Here is an 18,460-nt window from a genome sequence, read left to right on the forward strand (position 1 = left end):
TATCCTTTTATAGAGCCGTAAGCGTATTTTCAAAATAATAAAATGAATTGGTTTCATCCAATAACGATTTTACACAATGTCTGATTTTCCTCGGTTCAAGCTTCTTGATTTGCAGCGCTTCAATTAGCATTGTCAGCAGCTCGGCTTGTGGCTCACCTTTAGCTACGCCATTCCTCCCTAAAGAAGCATTGTATTGTTCTTTAATTTTATCGTAGATTTTAATAACTTCCTTATATTCATTTTGATTTGTATTCTTGTTTTCTGTGGAAGCTAGAATACTGAGGCATTTCCCAGCAAAATTAGGCATATCCTTTACAAAATTAGAATCGGATGTAAATAAATTATCAAGTTTTTGCTTGTCCTGGAACAAGCCGTAACAATAGGTTTTCATTTCCGGAAGATTTTCCTTAACAAACTCAGATAATAATAGCTTGGGACTCATCTCAATGGTTGCAGTAACGCCATAGCGACGGAACAAGTGAAGAGCTGGGATAAACAGTACCGGGTTAATCAAATGATAGGTCAGGCTTCTAGCGATTTGATCAGGATCGGACAATGGCTCCCCGGTATAATTGGAAATAACAGGGAAGTGGAAAGGGTGAAATTCAAAGCCGTTAACAAACTCCAAATATTCCATGCAGATTTCATTCATAATGGGAGAATGCATTGGAGGACCGCTGAATAGTGGCGATACGAGGGCCTCTTTGTCAAGTAATAGCCGTTCTACTGCATCAAGTTTGTCATTGAACCCGCTTATTGCGAGCTGACTATTGGAATTATAACAGGAGATGAAGACACTTCCTTCGGCATTGGCGGCTTTGATGCACGATTCTATGGTTTTCTGATCAGATTGTTCGATTATGGCCATGTGACCTATATTCTTTTGAATGATTCCGTTGACTAGCTCTCCACGTTTCATCATAATTTTAACCGCGTCTCTGAAAGTCACTGCACCTGCACTCACAAGAGCGGCGTATTCCCCGATGCTGTGACCGACAGCAAATTGAGGATAAACGCCATAATCCTCCATATAAGCTCTGAAAATAGATACCTCTGTAGTCAGGATAGCAAGCTGCATATTACTAAATTCATTGATGCTGCTTATGCTTCCGTTAAAACATAAATTAGCCATATCGATACCAGAAACATCACTTGCTTCCTCAAAGGTTTGTTTCGAGATTGCATACTGATCGTAAAACGATTTACCCATCTGTATAAACTGAGTTCCTTGGCCAGGAAAAATAAAAGCAAACTTATCCATGACTATATGCCTCCCTCAATATATTATTCCTCAACGACCAGCCTGATGTATGAAGGTAACTGCTGTATCTCAGACAGATCGTTTTCGAATACTACGTAATCCCCATCTTCATAAAGTTCCTTGAAACCCGCAAACTTATAAGTAACGTACATCATCCTGTTTTTATCCGTACTAATAAACTCAGCGCGCAGCGTTGCATTTGCTTTTTTGGCAAGATTTATAATATGGTTAATCATGACACTTCCTACTCCACGCGACATGACACGACATGACATCAGTAACAGCTTAATAGTCCAAACGTTTTCTTTCATCTCAACAATTGTTAGTCCAATCTTGCCGTAAAAGCCGTATTTATCCTCCAAATCTGAAACAAGTAACAAATGCGATTCGGATTTCCTCAGATTATCGATCTCTTCATACGAATAGGTGTAGCCGGTCGTATTTAGTTGGTGAGTTCTAACCGTCAACTCCTCAGCTCGCTGCAAATCTCCCTCTTTCACTCTGGATATGGTAAATTTCATATCAAGCGATGCTAAAAAATCCTCATGCGTTCCTACGAAATTATCCTCAATATCTTTCCTTTTAATATCGCTTAAATACATATGTCTTCGGTTTTTAGAATCCTCTGTTATAAATTTGGGACTCATTTCGGGCATATCCAGTAAATGGGGCAACTCTGATACATCTATACAAAAAACTGTTGGATGTATGAAATTCACTTCTTCTCTTTCAAATGGTTGATCATCGATAAATGCCAGAGTGTCTATACCTATATTAATAGCAGCGGCAATTACCGAGAGAGAGGAAGATTTAGAATGCCAGTTGATTTGGGGGTAGATGAAATACTCTTTCAGTCCAAACTCTTCAAGCTTGTCCATTGCTGCGTTATATTCATTCTTGCTAGCTACAGACTGCAAAACTCCCCGGTTGTCAAGCGTTTTGATAATATCAACAACTGTGCTACGAAGCGTGACGTTGTTGTCTTCAAGCAGGACCCCGTCCCATATTGTATTGTCCAGATCCCATACCAAACATTTAACTTTTTGATTCTTCCCTACTGCAATGCTTTCATTTGACATCCTTTATCCCTCCACCCCGGATTGTGTTGAGCAGGCTAAAATATTAGCTCAACATGTTTTTTGCAATAAACACCTCATGCATCTGGGTAGTCCCTTCAATTATTTCGTTAATTTTTGCATCACGCATATACCGTTCAACCGGATAATCGCGGCTGCATCCATTTGCCCCATGGATTTGCACAGCATCACTTGCAACCTGATTAACCATCCTAGATGCAAAGTATTTAGTTTTCCATGTCTCCATAATAGAATCGGGATCCATCATTTCTCTCAAATAACCTGCGTGGTAGTATAAAAGGCGCGCTGCTTTAACATTTACCGCCATCTCCGTCAACATCTTCTGTATCAATTGATTTTCTCTCAAAGGCAAACCGAATTGCTTCCGTTGTCCTGCATAATAGATAGATTGTTCCAAGCAGGCCTGTCCCAGGCCGACACATCCACTGGCCACAGTGTATCTTCCATAATCCAGACAATTTAAAGCCACATGCGACAAGCCAGTCCCTATCAATCCCACTATATTTTCTTTTGGGATTACACAATCGTCCAAATGAAGCTCTGCCAGCATCGACCCTCTTACTCCTATCATGCCCGTTATCGATGTTCTGCTAAATCCAGGAGCATCGCTTTCGACCAGAAAAGCAGTAGGTTTACCCTCACACTGAGCAAACACTAAATAGATATCCGCGATCTGACCCATCGTGATCCATTTTTTGCGTCCATTCAATACATAACAGTCGTCCAATAGAACCGCCGTTGTTTGTACATTTTTGGCATCACTGCCAACCTCGGGTTCTGTCAGTGCAAAGGCGCCTATTGTAGATCCGGCAGCCATTGAGGGCAGCAATCGGCTTCTTTGTTCATCAGTTCCCCATCTCAGAATGGCTAGTGCCACCATTCCATGAACCGTCAGTAAACTTCTGACTGAAGAGCATCCGCGTCCTAACTCTTCATTCAAGATTCCGATAGTAACCCAATCGAGTCCCATTCCGCCGTATTCCTTTTGCAGCATGGAACCTAGATAACCTTTTTCTTTGAGCTTCTCTATGATTTCGGGCGAGATTCGTTCCTCTCGATCACTCTCGACAGCACTCGGAGCCACTACTTCATCTACAAACATCTTGAAGTCGTTTTTCCACTGCAGTTGTTCCCTTGTTAATTCCAATTTCATCATAATCCCTACATTTCTGTTGGTTTCTCGTTTCAAATTGTCCGATACTTGGACATTCTTTAGCTCGCTTTCCGCTCTAAAAACTCACAGATAGCGTTAATAGATTTGAAATTGTTCATATCGAGATCTTTATTATCTACCTGGATTCCAAACTCTTTTTCCAGAAACATTACTAATTGCATGGCAAACAATGAGTTGACATAACCCAATGAAAAAATATCGTCGCTATCTTGCAACTCATGCTTCTTGAGATATCTGTCAAGAAACTCTTTGATCCGAACTTTTACATCATCCATAAATAAATCCCCTTCCATTAATTGAAAATATTTTGTCATATCATCTATCAAGAATAGGTGTAAAATCCTTTGCCCGACTTTCTGCCATATAGGCCGGCATCAACCATTTTCCGTAACAGAGGACAACAGCGAAATTTTGAATCCTGATAGCTTTCATATAAAACATCCAAAGACTGCACAACCGTATCCAGTCCTATCAAATCGGCAGTTTCTAGAGGTCCCATCTTATGCGAATAACATTTTTTAAAAATATTATCCACTTCCTGAGGGGAAGCAACTTGATCCTGAACTACAAATGCCGCCTCATTCATAAACAAATGAGAAATTCTGTTAGATACGAATCCCGGGTGATCATTAACAACGATAGATTCTTTACCGATGGTTTTAAGAAGATCCTTTGTCCGCTCTATAGCCGACTCGTCTGTGTGATACCCCCGGATCACCTCTACCGTCGATTTCATGGGAACCGGATTCATAAAATGAACTCCGATAATGAAAGAGGGTCTGTTGGTCAGAGCCGCAACTTTTGTAATCGATATGCAGGAAGTATTCACAAGAATTATGGAGTCTTCTGCACAAATCGTATCTATTTTTTGATGAACACTCTCCTTGATCTCCCAATTCTCTGTCACATTTTCAATAATAAAGCTCGCATCGGCGAGTAAATCATAGTCAGTCGAAAATGTGATTTTTTCCATAACGGCCTCAGGCTCCATGATATCGTACGTCTTCTGAAACAATCCCTGAAACCTTGCGTTAGTAAATATCTCCTCACGAGCGTTCTCGAGTATACTTTCATCTATATCAATGAGTATTACTGGATAACCGGATTGGGCAAAATTTTGGGCCACACCTCTCCCCATAACCCCAGCCCCAACGACACCAATTTTCTTCACTTTGAACCTCCTCATCATTTAATAAGAGACCTCTCCACAATCCTAAAACCTTAACTTCTAACTTTGCATCTTTCATTAATGTCGATTGCTGTGAGCTTTCACGTCAGTACACCGTATTTCTGAGAGAGTAAGTTTGATATTTTATTTAGAGTTGAGAAATTTTCTATCAACAGGTCATCATCTTCAATTTGAATGTCAAATTTGACCTCCAGGTTTATAATTAACTTGATCGTCACTATAGAGTCCAATCCCTCATCCCTTAAATCCGTATGCTTTTCAAGGTTTACTTTTCTGCCTAGAAGCTCGCTTAGCTCATCTGTAATCGATTCCTCTATTGATGTTATTTGTGGGAATGTCAAATTAACATCTCCTTCTCAATTTTTGTTTCTGGCCATTGATTTAACTCACGACCATATAAGTCTATGAAAGCTTCTTTCCATCGATCAATCCCGAATGCTACACAACCTGAGTGCAACGTGGTATCCTCATTATTTTTAATCTCATATTTGGAACAGAGCATATCCTGACAATAATTAAAAGATGCAATAGAGATGTCTTTGCCGCTCAGAGTTGTAGCAATCAATTCATATTTGGCATTACTCATCATCTGGTATGTTCCTTTTGTATTTAAATCCTGACTAAAGAAGAACGGATCGGTCGCAGTTGCAATTCTCCCCTTCATCCCTAAGGATTCAAATAAACCCCAGACATCCTCCATAATGTGATTGCGCTTATGAACAACCCAGTCTTCATTGCCGAAATATACAATTTCTCGCATAGTAAATTCATTGCGTCTGAAGTTATCCTTCCTCCACTCGATTTCATGACGGAAACATTTTCCTTTGCCTGTTAATACTCTTGCATTGGACCACTTCTTCTCTTGTAATTCTTCATAGCAGTGATAACATATGCAAGGTTGTAGTACCTCTCCTTGAAATAATAATGATCCATCATAAGTGTCCTGTTGAGCCTGCAAGCGAAAATTGTTTATCGCGTTATAGTCATGTGGCACCGATGTAACACCAAAAATATTCTGAGGAAAATGAATATGATATTGGTTTCTGGTCATGTTTTTTCTGTTCAACACGGATGGGTATTCCCTCAATTCCGCTCCATGATTTGTAGCAATACGAATAAATTCTTTATCCAATTTTTCAAGCAACAGGATATCAAACTCATCCATGTAAAGTTGCTGAATCGAGCTATCATCCTTTGGTTTTAATTGAATGTCGTGCCCCATATCTAAATTACTTTTTACAACCCGCTCTTTTAATACACGTGTATTTTCAAGACTGTCACACAACTCTAGATACGATGTTCTCAATTCACTCATTTGTGTCGAATTCAAATCTTGTTCACTCACTGTCAGATTTACAATACGAGCCTCATTGTTATAAGACATTGCTGTTATGATTTCTGATAAGTAAGGGATTCTCTCTAGTAAAATTTCAACCTTGTTAAGGAGTTGCCTTGGTACCTCAAATGAAACATTCATTCATTTCAGCCCCTTTTTATAATATTCGAAAAAGATGTGTAAATATCCCACTCTTTTTCGAAGAACACACTTCCATTTTATGTTATTTTTAGGCAAGAAAACCACATAATTATATTTAAAAACTATTTATTCTTTATATGATATATCTTCATTTAATTAAGATAATAATACCTTTTTTTTATTCCATGAACAATTAAATCTGTAAAATATAAACACATGTAAATTGTTAATATTTGTTTAGATAACACAGGAAAATCGGTTACAAAAATATATAACATTCAGCAACTATGTAGATGTCACAAGTAAGAGATATCCTATACATGTGACTAAGAAAAGTTTATCGAGCTATTTGAAGAGATTCTGCCAAAAAAAGGACAGCATTCGTAATAAACTTGAATAAGTGCTAGTGATCACGGTCCTAATATTGCTCAGTCATTGTCGAACTTTTGTTCATAAGTAAATTAAATTTAAAAAATATTATTATATGTTTTTAGAATCGCCCGTCGTTTTTCCTTTTCATAATACCTTCGGTGACGCTGCTTTAGCCCCACAGACGCATCATCACGCATTTTTAAAAATGGACGAATACTGTTTGCGAATTCATCGCAGATTGGAAAAACGCCTCGGCTCAGCAAGGTTATAGAGAATAGAAAACGATCTTTGCATGTCGGCAGTGCTTGGGCGCTGTAAAAAAAAGCAATGAACAATTTCTGTTCTTTTGTAGATGCAATATACGTTTCTGGTGATGCTTTCGTACATTCGGCGTTTTTCCGCTAGCTTCATCGCGGTTTCAATCTATTGAAAGGATGCTCTAAGGTCCCTGGAATTCCCCTACACGCTCGTCTAACAAATAGCGCTGTAAATGTTCACTCTGGAACTTGCACCTAGAATATTGCCATAAACCCTTGTGTGAAAAACCCGAGCACTCGTTACAGGTTGCGTACACTACTCAAGGTTGTTCATTTCAACATTCTCATCTCAACGGTCCTCACGTCTACAGGCACGCCGTTGTTCAAACTCTGCTTCGATTGGGATCAAGTGTTTCCTTTGCTACAGAACGCGTTACGATTTATAAAGAAAAGAGCACAAACAACTTGGATTGTGAATTGTCCAGATCGTTCAGATGCCCATATTAAGTACATACGTTCTGATATCTATCCGTTAAGTGCTTCAAACTAGAGCAAAGAGAGGTTTTCATGTCATTAGCGATTTGAAAATCAACAGTATTCTTTAATCTTCAAGGATCAGACATCGCTCCAAAGCTTTGCAAATCGGATACCGATCGGGTGACCATTGGCTCCTCCGCTTATCGGATATATTGCTAATAAGGTAAACACACCCTCTGCTCTTATGTTGAAAGAGGGTAAACTTGATATATGGTAAATATTAATTTAATTATTTTAAAAAAACAAAAATATTAAATATTTCCACAGCTAAGCTCAAACCAGGGAGTCAGTTTAGAACAAATCAAACCGCAACTCAGAGTAGCCCAAGAATGCTGCCATCTCTTTGAATTTACAAATATTCAAAGAGATTAATGGCAAGTACAAGTACAGTTATAAACTAATTTTCTTCTTTTTCTCTCTAGATAGAACAGATATATCATAGGGATTTAGTTTCAAATAAGAATCTAATAATTTGTCAGTTAACAAGTCCTTGTAATACAATGCATCTAAATCAATCCGCTTGTACTCTGAAGTGTAATTTTGTACAAAAACATAATCCCTTGAACCATCAGTTCTCATATGGGCCGTTACTCCAGTAGGAAGTACGATATCTAGAGCCCTCTCAATACTCAAATCACTGATCAACTGACCATAGAAATCATCATAGAACGGAGCTTTCATACGTGTAGCCATATAATAGGCTTTGCCTGAACCGAATCGGTTCATCGTTAATGCCGGACGTTCAGCATAGAAATCGGAACGGTACGTTGCCAGAGACGTGGCACCTTCTAGATGAATCAGGTCACAGAGTTCAATCGCATCATACTCAGCGCTTAGCTGAAGCTCATTGCCTTTCTCCGGAATAATTCCGTTCAGCTCGTGATCATGCAATCCGTCAATCTCCTCGGACCAAATGCCCAGTATTTTGCGGAGCGGTCCAGGGAATCCACCAAGGAAACACAGATCGTTTTCGTTAACGATACCAGACCAATATGTGGTTACGAACGTACCGCCCTGCTCCACAAACTTCTCGATCCGTTCTCCAACTCCTTCACGAACCAGATACAACATCGGCGCAACCAATAGCTTGTAATTAGACAGATCTGCATCCATGTCGATGACATCAACTGCCACACCTTTTTTCCAGAACGCTTCGTAGTGAGCTTCTACCGTCTTTTCGTATTTCAATCCGATATTGCGTGGTCCCTGTGAATCATTCACGGCCCAGCGATTTTCCCAGTCGAAGATAATGGCAACTTCGGCAGGGACCGAAGTTCCTACAATATCCTCCATGCTCTCTAGTGCCTTACCTACATTCGCTACATCCTGGAACACACGGGTATGTTCATGCCCAACATGGTCCACAACCGCTCCATGAAGCTTTTCACTGGAACCCCGACTCTTCCTCCACTGGAAGTACTGTACACTGTCCGAGCCGTGCGCTACAGCTTGCAGAGATGCCAGCAGATGCATTCCAGGACGTTTCAATTTGCTGGTCTCTTGCCAGTTGGTTGAGCTTGGTGTGCTCTCCATCAATAGAAACGGCTGCCCACCCTTGATGGAACGAACAATATCATGCATCATGGCTATTCGGGATGCCAGCGTATATTCTTCATCCGCATCATGCCATGTCGGATAACTGTCCCATGACAGGAAATCCAGAATGTCAGCGAACTTCCAGTAGTTCAATCCTTCATAAAATTCCATCAGGTTGGTCGTTACCGGCAGATCGGGATTTTTCGCCTTCAGCGGTTTCGTTTCGTGCACGATAAAATCAGCAGTCTGATCCGTAACAAACCTGCGCCAGTCCAGATTCATCGCGTGGACCTGTGTCTCTCCGTGCGGGGCAGGCGACTCCACTTGACTCCAGTCTGTCACGGTATGACTCCAGAATGTTGTCCACCAGGAGTGATTCAACTCGTCCAGAGTGCCGTATTTGTTTTTCACCCAGCTGCGAAAAGCGTCCTGGCAATAATCACAATGGCAATCCCCGCCGAATTCATTGGAAATGTGCCAGCCAATCACTGCGGGATGATCCCAGTAACGTTCTGCAAGTTTGGTATTGATTGCAGTAACCTTCTCCCGGTATACAGGCGAAGTATAACAATGGTTGTGGCGGAAGCCATGCAGGTTGCGAACCCGATTAGCCCCAACACGCAGCACTTCAGGATACTTGGCCGACATCCAGGCAGGTCTTGCACCGCTTGGGGTAGCCAGGAATGCATAGATTCCATTGGCAGCAAATCGATCCAGTACTTGATCCATCCAGTCAAACGTGTACACGCCTTCCTCCGGTTCAAGGGATACCCATGAGAAGATGCCAATGGACATCACATTACATTTGGCAAGCTTCATCAGGCGAATATCTTCCTCAAGGACTTCAGGATAGCGGAGCCATTGCTCCGGGTTATAGTCTGCACCATGTAACATATGAGGTGCTTTGGAGCTTACCGGTGGATATTTGTATGTCATGTTGAAAACTCCTTTGTATTTCATTTCATTTTGAATCATCTATTTAATTAATGCAGCACTCGGCTGCTCATCCAATGCAGCGTCATGTTCCTCTCCAGCCTTCAGCGCTGAAAACGATTGCAACTTCTGACCCGTGAAGTCAAACATCGTCAGGTTGCCCCAGTTATTCGGATGTCCAACAGACCACTCTTCCTTGCTAGGAATCCAGGCAGGCTCCCAGTAATAGAATCCCGCTCCGAGACCGCCGGGAACTTCACGAATAATCTGCAGCAGATCCTTCAGATAACGTGTTTGTCCTTCCACACTTGCCGGATATCCCGGCAATAGCAGCTCTTCCTGATTCAAAATCCACTCGTGGCCTTCAGGCTGCTCCAATGTCCAAGGATAAGCGGTTTCAACCACATTGATGGGTTTGCCGTAGCGTTTAGCCAGGTCATGCAGATTATCCCGCAGTGTATCCAGTGTTCCATGCCACCAAGGGTAATATGAGAGCCCAATGATGTCGAACTCCACACCAAGCGCTTCAAATCGATCATAGAACTTGCGACTCTCCGCATTATCACCACCACGGTCTATATGGATCATGATCTTGATGTCAGGATCGACGGACTTAACCGCAGCAATGCCATACTTCACAAGACCAGCAAAACGCTCCCACTGTTCGTCAGTATCATGCTCTTCCCCAGCAACACGCCCTTCATCCCATAACATGCCAGGTGTAATCTCATTTCCCACCTGCACCATATCCGGCAACGCATCATGCTCCTTGAGTGTTCTCAGTACATCTGCCGTATAGGTACATACCTCACGTTGCAGTTCATCATAGGACAGCTTCTCCCACGCCTTTGGCTTACATTGATTGGCTGGATCAGCCCAGCGATCCGAATAATGAAAGTCCAGCAAAAATTGCAAGCCTTGTTCCTTGATCCGTTTGGCTACCGCTACTGTCCGCTCCAGATTACAGAATCCGCCTACAGGATCATTCCAGATTCGCAACCGGATTGCATTGGCATCACCCAGCTTGAGAAGGGTCAGCAAGTCCCCCTGCTGCCCATGCTCATCACGATAGCTCCCACCATGCTGCTCAATTTCATCCATAAATGACACATCCATTCCCAGAATGAATGCCTCTTCCTTTAAATGGCTCACTTCATCAACCTCCGTTTAATTTAGATGCAGTCTCAGCCTTTAACCGAACCCAAGGTCATACCTTTGACAAAGAAGCGCTGCAGGAATGGATACACAATGAGGATTGGCGTACTTCCGATAAATATCTGTGCCGCTCTTACTGTGGTTTGAGAAATGCTCTCCATCTCTTTCGGGTTCATAGCCATCGTACTCATATCACGTTTGATAATTACGGTCTGCATGAAAGTAGCCAGCGGATAATCCTTGGCATTGTTCATGTAGAGCAATCCGTCAAACCATGAGTTCCAGTGAAACACCATGCTGAACAGTGCAATGGTTGCGATCGATGGCATCGAAATCGGCAGGAAGATACTGAACAACGTTCTGAAATGATTGGCTCCATCCATCAGCGCCGCTTCCTCAAGCTCTTTCGGAATACCCCGGAAGAAGTTTAGCATCAGAATAACGAGGAAGGTGTTAACAGCTCCCGGAAGCACCAGCACCCAGAAGGAATCCATCAGGCCGATCTTCTGGATGACCATATAGAAGGGAACGAGTCCCCCATTGAAGATCATACTAAAAACAAAAATCCATGAATAGACGGTTCTTCCTTTAAATTCATTATTTTCTTTTGACAACGGGTACGCCGCCAAAAAGGTAATCAGCAACGTAATCCCCGTACCAATGACTGTGCGCAGTAAGGAAATCCAGAGAGAGTTTAGGAAAATGGGATTATTCATCGTTTTTTTGTATGCTTCAAGTGAGAACCCTACTGGCCAGAGACTGACGAGGTTGGCGTCTGCGGCAGCCTTGTTACTGAAGGATACAGCCAGAACATGAATCATCGGTACAATACACATAATGGCAACCAAAATGAGAAAACAAATGTTGATGACGTTGAACACGCGATAAGGCGTTGATTTATGATACATCGTGGTCCCTTCTTTCTCCGTTCATTCGATTAGAATATGCGATATCCGGCGTATTTTTTGGCTAAGCTGTATGATACAAGGATCAAGACCATGCTGATGACCGATTTAAATAATCCAATGGCGGTCGCGAAGCCCATCTCTCCATTTTCCAGCGCCGAGCGATAAACGAATGTATCAATAATGTCGCCCGTTTGATATACCAGCGGGTTGTACAGGTTGAAAATCTGATCGAACCCGGCGTTAAGTACGTTACCCAGTGCCAGTGTTCCAACCACCATCAGCATCGGTACAAGAGACGGGATGGTAATATGCAGCGTCTGCTTCCAGCGACCCGCTCCGTCAATCTCTGCTGCTTCATACAACGCCGGGTTAATGCCGGCAAGGGCAGCCAGGAAGACAATCATGTTATAGCCGAATTCCTTCCACACATCCGTTAGAATGATCGTCGGTCGGAACCAGCTGTTATCGCCAAGGAAGAAATATGGTCCAAGTCCAAATGTCCCGAGTACCCGGTTCACCAGTCCTCCAGTGGATAACAGATCAATCAGAATTCCGCCAAGGATAACCCAAGACAAGAAGTGAGGTAGATACACCAAGGTTTGGATCGTTCGCTGAATCGCCATCTTGCGAACCTCATTGAGCAGAATCGCGAACACAAACGGGACAAACAAATTAAAGATGAGTTTGAGCACAGCAATGATCAGTGTATTCCAAATGACTTGCAGGCTGTCCTCGCGTTCAAACAAATATCTAAAATTATCAAGCCCGACCCACTCCGAGCCGCTGATGCCGAGCCATGGTTTGTAGTTCTGAAATGCCATAACAATTCCGCCCATAGGCACATAACTGAATATAATCAGAAAGATGATGGCTGGCAGCAGCATTACGTGGAATGGCCAAGTTCGTTTTAAAGTTCTCATGATTGCTCCCCCTGTAATTCTTCCTACTCAAGTGCTCCCTGAGTGGCTTATACTGCGATTATATCAACCGTTTGCATAGGTCAAACAGCACATAAAAGCAATATAAATGGCACAAAAGCAACCAGTTTGGACTCGCTGTCATTGGAGTCATTCATTTACTACTGACATGCACCTCCCGCAAGCAAATCAAGCTCTCATAACGACAAAAAAAGCGTGCAGACCTGGTTGGTCTGCACGCCCCTGTATCCTTATTTTTTCACACTGTCATACCATTCGTTGACCTCTTGTGTGATTTGGTCACCGCCACCCGATTTCCACGTTTGTACAAATGTATCGAACGCATCTACCGGATTTTTGCCATAGATGATTTCATTGAAGACCTGATTCTCAATTTTGTTCAAATAGTCCAGCTTCGATTTCATCGTCTGCGTTGTAGGACCTGTGAACATGTTTTTGTAAGAGATTTCTTCCTGACTCAGTAACACCTTCGCTGCGGCAGGGGTTTCCTTACCATAGTTCGCGGCAACATCTTTTTCCAGCTTGGTTTCCGGCTCTTTACCATCTGCCAGATTCATCAGAGCTTTTATCTGAGCGTCCGGAATACGGGCACCATCACGCACGAGCAAATAACGTACAACGTTGACATGCCCGCCATCAATTTCTTCATACCGTTTTTGTTTTCCATTTCCATCCAATTGATAGTCGTAGCCTGCAAATAGACCGTTATCATATTCACTGCCTGGCTTCGGATCTGCGTAATTATCAAACAGATAGTTTTGGTATGTGAAGAATGCTTCCGGATGTTCCATATCTTTTTTAATTAGCGTAACACCATTTACAAATTGTGTACCATGACGCATTGCTTTACCATCAGAGCCTGCCGGAATTGCAATTGGTTTCCACACGGCACCTGGGACATTCTTCACCGTATCGTTCAATGGCCATCCGCTCATCCAGTATGGACCTGGAATAATGCCAGCAGTACCTGCAACTGCCGGCTCTGCCGTTTTGTTTTCATCCCACAACGCTGCTTCCTGCGGGATATATCCTTTTTTGAGCCATTCATTCAATTTGGTCAGACCTTGCTTCATGCCCGAATTGATGGAGCCGTACTCCAACTTGCCGTCTGCTCCTACATTCCATTGTTGCGGTAAGGTGCCATATGCACCAAAGATCCAGGATGGATCTCCCATCCATGTGTTCATGGATTTTTTGAAACCAATGCTCATTGGAGTAACTTTGTCTGGAGCCAATCCATCCGGATTTTTGTTTTTGAAGGCTTCCATTACGGTTTCCAGTTCGTCAATGGTTTTTGGTGCTTTCAGATTCAGCTTGTCCAGCCAATCCTGACGAATCCAGAGCAGGTAGTCATTGTTGTAGGCATAGTCCAGTACAGGAATACCCATTCTTTTGCCTTCACGGCTATACTGGTTCCAGACATTGGGATCCTGCTCCATCGCTTTTTTCCATGTGTCGGAAGCATATTTGTCGAACAGTGGGCCCGCTTCCTGATACATGCCGGAATCAATCAAATCTTGAGCAACTAAATTATCCGGCTGCCCTATTGTCACAACATCCGGCATTTCCTGGCCGGAAGACATGGCAAGACGAAGTTTGGTTGCGAATGCACTGTTCGTATCTGTCACAGACCACAAGGATTTGATTTCAATTCCAAATTTGTCTTTGGCCCACTTGGTTGCCACGTTATTTTCCATCGATTCGCCATTTTTAAATTTCAGCTCAGGGTCGATTCCCCATGCTGTTGTAATCGTTACTGCTGGATCATATTTTTCTTTGTATTCGTTTTCAACGGCTGACGTGCTCGAACCCGCGTTCTCACCGCCACTGTTGCCTCCTCCACATGCAGATAGGATGACAGCGAGACAGGTTGTCGTAGCGAGGAGCGGTAGCCATCTCTTTTTTGTAGATTTCGCTCTCATTTGTTGTTCCCCCTTAATCATTTTGGTTACCCTTTCATTATAGGCCTGCCAGGTCTTTCAGCCTATGTCACGAAAACAAGATTTCTGCACCTTTGGCAACCTATATATTGGAATGATGTTGAAATTATGCCTGATCCCGATATTCATTCGGTGTCATGCCGTAATGCTTTTTGAACATTTTGCTGAAATATTGCGGATTTTGGTATCCTAGCTCACTGGTAATCTCGTATATCTTTTTGTTCGTATTTTTGAGCAAATACAAAGCACGCTCCATCCGCATACGGATCATATAATCTCCCAACCCCTCACCTGTCTCGGCTTTGTAGATTTTGGACAGATATACAGGGTGCAGATACACCTTGTCTGCGATCATCTTCACGGACAGATCCTGCCCGGTGTCTCTGGTTACCATCTCCTGAACCTGCTTGATAACATGGCGGCGACTCTGCACACCTTCCTGATCCGACAGTTCCTCCTGCAACTTGGCAAGCATGTCCATCGCCCAGCGGCGAAGCTTGTCAGGGGATTGAATCAACTGATGCGCGAGCAGCAGGTCAAATCCCGCATGATCAATCTCATGTACGAGATGCCCCTGCTTGTGCGCGATATACATAAAGGCATTCGTTACAGACAAATACATCTCATATACATGCTCTCTGGAGAGACATACGCGCTCTGCTGCATCAAAGACAGCATTCAGTTTACGTGCCGCTGCCTCCCACTGTTTGGTTTCAAGCAATTGAGGCAGTACGGGGGGTTTATAGAGCTCTTCAAGCGCTTGTGCCGCATCGTTCTCCGGCCGTTTGGACAGCTCTTTATCCATGTAAATAATCGTATTTTCCTCTGGACCCGATAGAACGAGTGATCCTAAACCTTTACGATAAGCGGTCGTCAGATCGGCAAATTGAAACGGTGCTGTGACCACCATGGACAGATCGCCTTGCAGATATCGAATCACATGCTCGCGGAAAGTCCCCACTGGCTGTTTCAGTTCTTCCACATTTGTCTGCACAGGCTCCGTCCAGTCCGGACTCTGTATCATCATGACCAGACTCTCATGAGGACCACGCCCAAACCACACGTTATAATGGGGACCAAACACCTCTTCGGCAATATTGCCAACGGCAAACTCCATCAAATCCAATGATTGCTGATCCATTGCCGAGAACCGGCCTGTAAGGCGAATCAGCATCATTACTGCCGGTTGATCGGGCTGGAGCACAATCTCGTACTTCTCAAGCTGTTCACCCAGTGCCCGAGCTGTAATCTCGCGGCCCAGCAACAGGTCATGCAACAGATTCTCCCGTAAAATTTTATAATCTGACTTCCGGCTGTATAACAACCGATGGTATTTATCAAATTCATCCCAATCATCCCGAAGGGACGTGATGGCGGCGGAGACCGAAGCCATGAATTCCTCATCGTTCACCGGCTTGAGAATATAATCGGCAGCCTGCAGCTGAATAGCTTTCTTGGCATATTGAAAATCACTGTGCCCGGTCAGCAGGATGCAGCGGATATGCGCCCATCGACTGCTTACCTCCTCAATCAGCTCCAGTCCAGACATGCCCGGCATTCGAATATCGGTCACCACGAGGTCCACTGCGTTCTCTTCCAAGATCTGCAGCGCTTCCTTGCCAGAAGCCGCACGCAAGACCGTCGTAACCCCGAGCTCTCCCCAGGGAATAGTCAATTCCAGACTTTCAGTAACATACGTTTCATCATCCACCAGTAAAATATCAATCAACACAGTCACTCCCTATTTGCTTCGTTATGCAATGTATTCTTTCTATAGCGATCATGCTGTAGTCCTATGGCGTCTCTATGTCTATCCTTCTATTCAAGAAAATGTTCTTCGTCAGCGGGCCAGGACAAGGTAACACGCAGTCCACCAAGCGGTGATTCCGTAATGCTAATTCCCGCCTGGTCTCCATACCTGAGCTGAAGACGCTGGTTGACGTTCCACAACCCACATCCCATCTCTTGATCCATACCGCCTGTGAGTTTATGGAGCAGCATCTGCCTGGCCATCTCATCCATACCTTGTCCGTCGTCATCTACGGTAAGAATCATCATGCCATCTCTTTGTTCTCCCGACACCCGTATTTCCCCAGCTTCGGCATCGGCTTCAATGCCATGAATAACCGCATTTTCCACCAGTGGTTGTACGATGAGAGGAGGTACTTCCTGCCTCAGGATGTCTTCCGATAAGTCGATTTTGAAACGTATTCGATCCATACGCATCTGCTGAATCTCCAGATAACAGGTGACGAACTCAATTTCCTCCATCAGCGGCACCACATCACGCTCCTGTCTCGTCGTATACCGATAGTACCGAGACAGATTATGCGACATGGCAACCACGGCATCGACACGCTTCAACTTGGCCATGCTTGTAATGAATGAGAAACAATTATAGAAAAAGTGTGGATTAATCTGCGATTGCAGCTGTTTCAGCCGGGCTTCACGCACATGAATCTGTTCCAGATACACGTGTTCAAACAACTGCTGAATCTGCGCCACCATGGAGTTGAATCGCTCGGACAAAAAGCTGAATTCATTGCGTCCTTTGGGCGTAATTCGGACTGAATAATCCTCCTGCTTCAATCGTTGGAATCCACGAATCAACTGTTTGACAGGGACTTGAACCTGTACATATAACAGATAGGCCACGGCAAAGCTCATTAATAGCAAACAGATCATCGCTGAATAAAATAGTATATTCGATTGATGAATCGGCTTCAGAATAGCCGATAGTGGCATGTAATCAACCAGATACCAGCCTGTCGTGCTGGACTTTACCGTATTAACCATGTAAGGCTCGCCGTCAATGACTACCGTCCGGTTATCCACATCCTTCAGCTTATCAATGGCCAGCTTGTCCATCAGCTGACCTGTCAGGGCACGATCCGAGGTTCGATTATAGATAACCCCCGTCTCTTCCCGGTAATAAAACGGATCATGGCGACCATCGTCCTTGAATTTGTCCAGCATATCTCGAATGTTGTCACTATCGAATTCAAGCTTAATCACGGTCTGCGCATTGGCTGCAGGATCGTTAATGCCGTATGGAGATACAGTGATCCAACTGAAAATGAATCGATCATCCTGTTCCTCCTGAAGCTTTCGAACATTCCATCCAGATGATATGTTGCCTCGCAGCGTCTGCTGATCGTAATAGCCAGCATCTCGTTCAGAGATGACTCTGCCGAGCGTGGGAGAATAAAGGTATAATTTCGTTGTCCAATTGGACGAACTCTCCTGAATACTCAGCTTGTTCTGAATACGTTTAACCAGATTGATCGTATCCAGATCAAAGTATGTGCTGTACCCATAAATCCGCCGGAAGCTCGCAATATCGGGATCATGGATGAGCAGATTTGGCCACGAGGATAATAACTCGATGTGTGTGTTCACCTGATTTTGAAAAAATTCCAGTTGGTTGCTGTTGGAGCGATTGAGCTCATCCCGCAGAACTGCTGTCGTTTTATGGTTGGAATACCAGTAGAGCAGTACGACTGGAACCAGCATAATTAGAATTAAAATGACCATTTTGGAAAATAGATTCGTCCGGTATGACATCTGCTTACCTCACCTTGCCTTCATTAGTCAGTGAATCTAATTTTAACGATGAAAGCGTTAAACATAAACTTTTTTTTAAGCGAATCCGCTTCACAGCTCATCTGTTATTCCTGACTTAATCA

General features: G+C 43.4%; 14 protein-coding genes. All 14 read right to left on the reverse strand.

From position 1 onward, the window contains the following. Positions 1–7 precede the first annotated feature (7 nt). Complete coding sequence (locus BMW94_RS20035; protein WP_091000723.1) at positions 8–1,261, reverse strand: ACP S-malonyltransferase; 1,254 nt, start codon at positions 1,259–1,261, stop codon at positions 8–10. A gap of 23 nt (positions 1,262–1,284) precedes the next feature. Further along, entirely contained in the window at positions 1,285–2,340 is a 1,056-nt protein-coding gene (locus tag BMW94_RS20040; protein ID WP_091000724.1) for an HAD-IIIC family phosphatase, read from the reverse strand. Positions 2,341–2,383: 43 nt separating this feature from the next. Then, complete coding sequence (locus BMW94_RS20045) at positions 2,384–3,511, reverse strand: acyl-CoA dehydrogenase family protein (RefSeq protein ID WP_091000849.1); 1,128 nt, start codon at positions 3,509–3,511, stop codon at positions 2,384–2,386. A 59-nt stretch (positions 3,512–3,570) separates the two neighbouring features. Next, positions 3,571–3,807: an acyl carrier protein gene (locus tag BMW94_RS20050; RefSeq protein WP_091000725.1), complete on the reverse strand. Its 237-nt coding sequence runs from the start codon at positions 3,805–3,807 to the stop codon at positions 3,571–3,573. Positions 3,808–3,854: 47 nt separating this feature from the next. Then, the gene (locus BMW94_RS20055) at positions 3,855–4,718 is read right to left on the reverse strand and encodes a 3-hydroxyacyl-CoA dehydrogenase family protein (protein WP_091000850.1); all 864 of its coding nucleotides are present in this window, start codon (positions 4,716–4,718) and stop codon (positions 3,855–3,857) included. An 83-nt stretch (positions 4,719–4,801) separates the two neighbouring features. Then, the gene (locus tag BMW94_RS20060) at positions 4,802–5,062 is read right to left on the reverse strand and encodes an acyl carrier protein (protein ID WP_091000726.1); all 261 of its coding nucleotides are present in this window, start codon (positions 5,060–5,062) and stop codon (positions 4,802–4,804) included. Continuing rightward, on the reverse strand, positions 5,059–6,198 hold the full coding sequence (locus BMW94_RS20065) for a class-II aminoacyl-tRNA synthetase family protein (RefSeq protein WP_091000727.1): 1,140 nt from the start codon (positions 6,196–6,198) through the stop codon (positions 5,059–5,061). The genes BMW94_RS20060 and BMW94_RS20065 overlap by 4 nt, the downstream gene beginning before the upstream one ends. Before the next feature lie 1,556 nt (positions 6,199–7,754). Next, positions 7,755–9,836 (reverse strand): beta-galactosidase, encoded by a 2,082-nt coding sequence (locus BMW94_RS20070; protein ID WP_091000728.1) that lies wholly within the window; start codon positions 9,834–9,836, stop codon positions 7,755–7,757. A 39-nt stretch (positions 9,837–9,875) separates the two neighbouring features. After that, positions 9,876–10,985, reverse strand: coding sequence for a glycoside hydrolase family 53 protein (locus tag BMW94_RS20075; RefSeq protein ID WP_091000729.1), 1,110 nt, complete (start codon positions 10,983–10,985; stop codon positions 9,876–9,878). Positions 10,986–11,017: 32 nt separating this feature from the next. Further along, positions 11,018–11,896 (reverse strand): carbohydrate ABC transporter permease, encoded by an 879-nt coding sequence (locus tag BMW94_RS20080; protein WP_091000730.1) that lies wholly within the window; start codon positions 11,894–11,896, stop codon positions 11,018–11,020. 29 nt (positions 11,897–11,925) lie between these two features. Further along, positions 11,926–12,816 carry an ABC transporter permease gene (locus BMW94_RS20085; RefSeq protein WP_062321959.1) on the reverse strand — a complete coding sequence of 297 codons (891 nt, stop codon included), beginning with the start codon at positions 12,814–12,816 and terminating at the stop codon, positions 11,926–11,928. Between the two features lie 248 nt (positions 12,817–13,064). Then, the gene (locus tag BMW94_RS20090; RefSeq protein WP_091000731.1) at positions 13,065–14,756 is read right to left on the reverse strand and encodes a type 2 periplasmic-binding domain-containing protein; all 1,692 of its coding nucleotides are present in this window, start codon (positions 14,754–14,756) and stop codon (positions 13,065–13,067) included. A gap of 124 nt (positions 14,757–14,880) precedes the next feature. After that, positions 14,881–16,503, reverse strand: a complete 1,623-nt coding sequence (locus BMW94_RS20095; protein WP_091000732.1) for a response regulator — start codon at positions 16,501–16,503, stop codon at positions 14,881–14,883. A gap of 89 nt (positions 16,504–16,592) precedes the next feature. Next, complete coding sequence (locus BMW94_RS20100; RefSeq protein ID WP_091000733.1) at positions 16,593–18,338, reverse strand: sensor histidine kinase; 1,746 nt, start codon at positions 18,336–18,338, stop codon at positions 16,593–16,595. Positions 18,339–18,460 lie beyond the last annotated feature (122 nt).

Source organism: Paenibacillus sp. OK003, assembly GCF_900109515.1.
Lineage (GTDB): Bacteria > Bacillota > Bacilli > Paenibacillales > Paenibacillaceae > Paenibacillus > Paenibacillus marchantiae.

What these genes read in the sequence shown, in the direction of transcription:
- BMW94_RS20050 (WP_091000725.1), bottom strand. Translation starts at nt 3,807, where the DNA reads ATGGATGATGTAAAAGTTCGGATCAAAGAGTTTCTTGACAGATATCTC.
- BMW94_RS20100 (WP_091000733.1), bottom strand. Translation starts at nt 18,338, where the DNA reads ATGTCATACCGGACGAATCTATTTTCCAAAATGGTCATTTTAATTCTA.
- BMW94_RS20045 (WP_091000849.1), bottom strand. Translation starts at nt 3,511, where the DNA reads ATGAAATTGGAATTAACAAGGGAACAACTGCAGTGGAAAAACGACTTC.
- BMW94_RS20070 (WP_091000728.1), bottom strand. Translation starts at nt 9,836, where the DNA reads ATGACATACAAATATCCACCGGTAAGCTCCAAAGCACCTCATATGTTA.
- BMW94_RS20090 (WP_091000731.1), bottom strand. Translation starts at nt 14,756, where the DNA reads ATGAGAGCGAAATCTACAAAAAAGAGATGGCTACCGCTCCTCGCTACG.
- BMW94_RS20080 (WP_091000730.1), bottom strand. Translation starts at nt 11,896, where the DNA reads ATGTATCATAAATCAACGCCTTATCGCGTGTTCAACGTCATCAACATT.
- BMW94_RS20040 (WP_091000724.1), bottom strand. Translation starts at nt 2,340, where the DNA reads ATGTCAAATGAAAGCATTGCAGTAGGGAAGAATCAAAAAGTTAAATGT.
- BMW94_RS20055 (WP_091000850.1), bottom strand. Translation starts at nt 4,718, where the DNA reads ATGAGGAGGTTCAAAGTGAAGAAAATTGGTGTCGTTGGGGCTGGGGTT.
- BMW94_RS20035 (WP_091000723.1), bottom strand. Translation starts at nt 1,261, where the DNA reads ATGGATAAGTTTGCTTTTATTTTTCCTGGCCAAGGAACTCAGTTTATA.
- BMW94_RS20085 (WP_062321959.1), bottom strand. Translation starts at nt 12,816, where the DNA reads ATGAGAACTTTAAAACGAACTTGGCCATTCCACGTAATGCTGCTGCCA.
- BMW94_RS20065 (WP_091000727.1), bottom strand. Translation starts at nt 6,198, where the DNA reads ATGAATGTTTCATTTGAGGTACCAAGGCAACTCCTTAACAAGGTTGAA.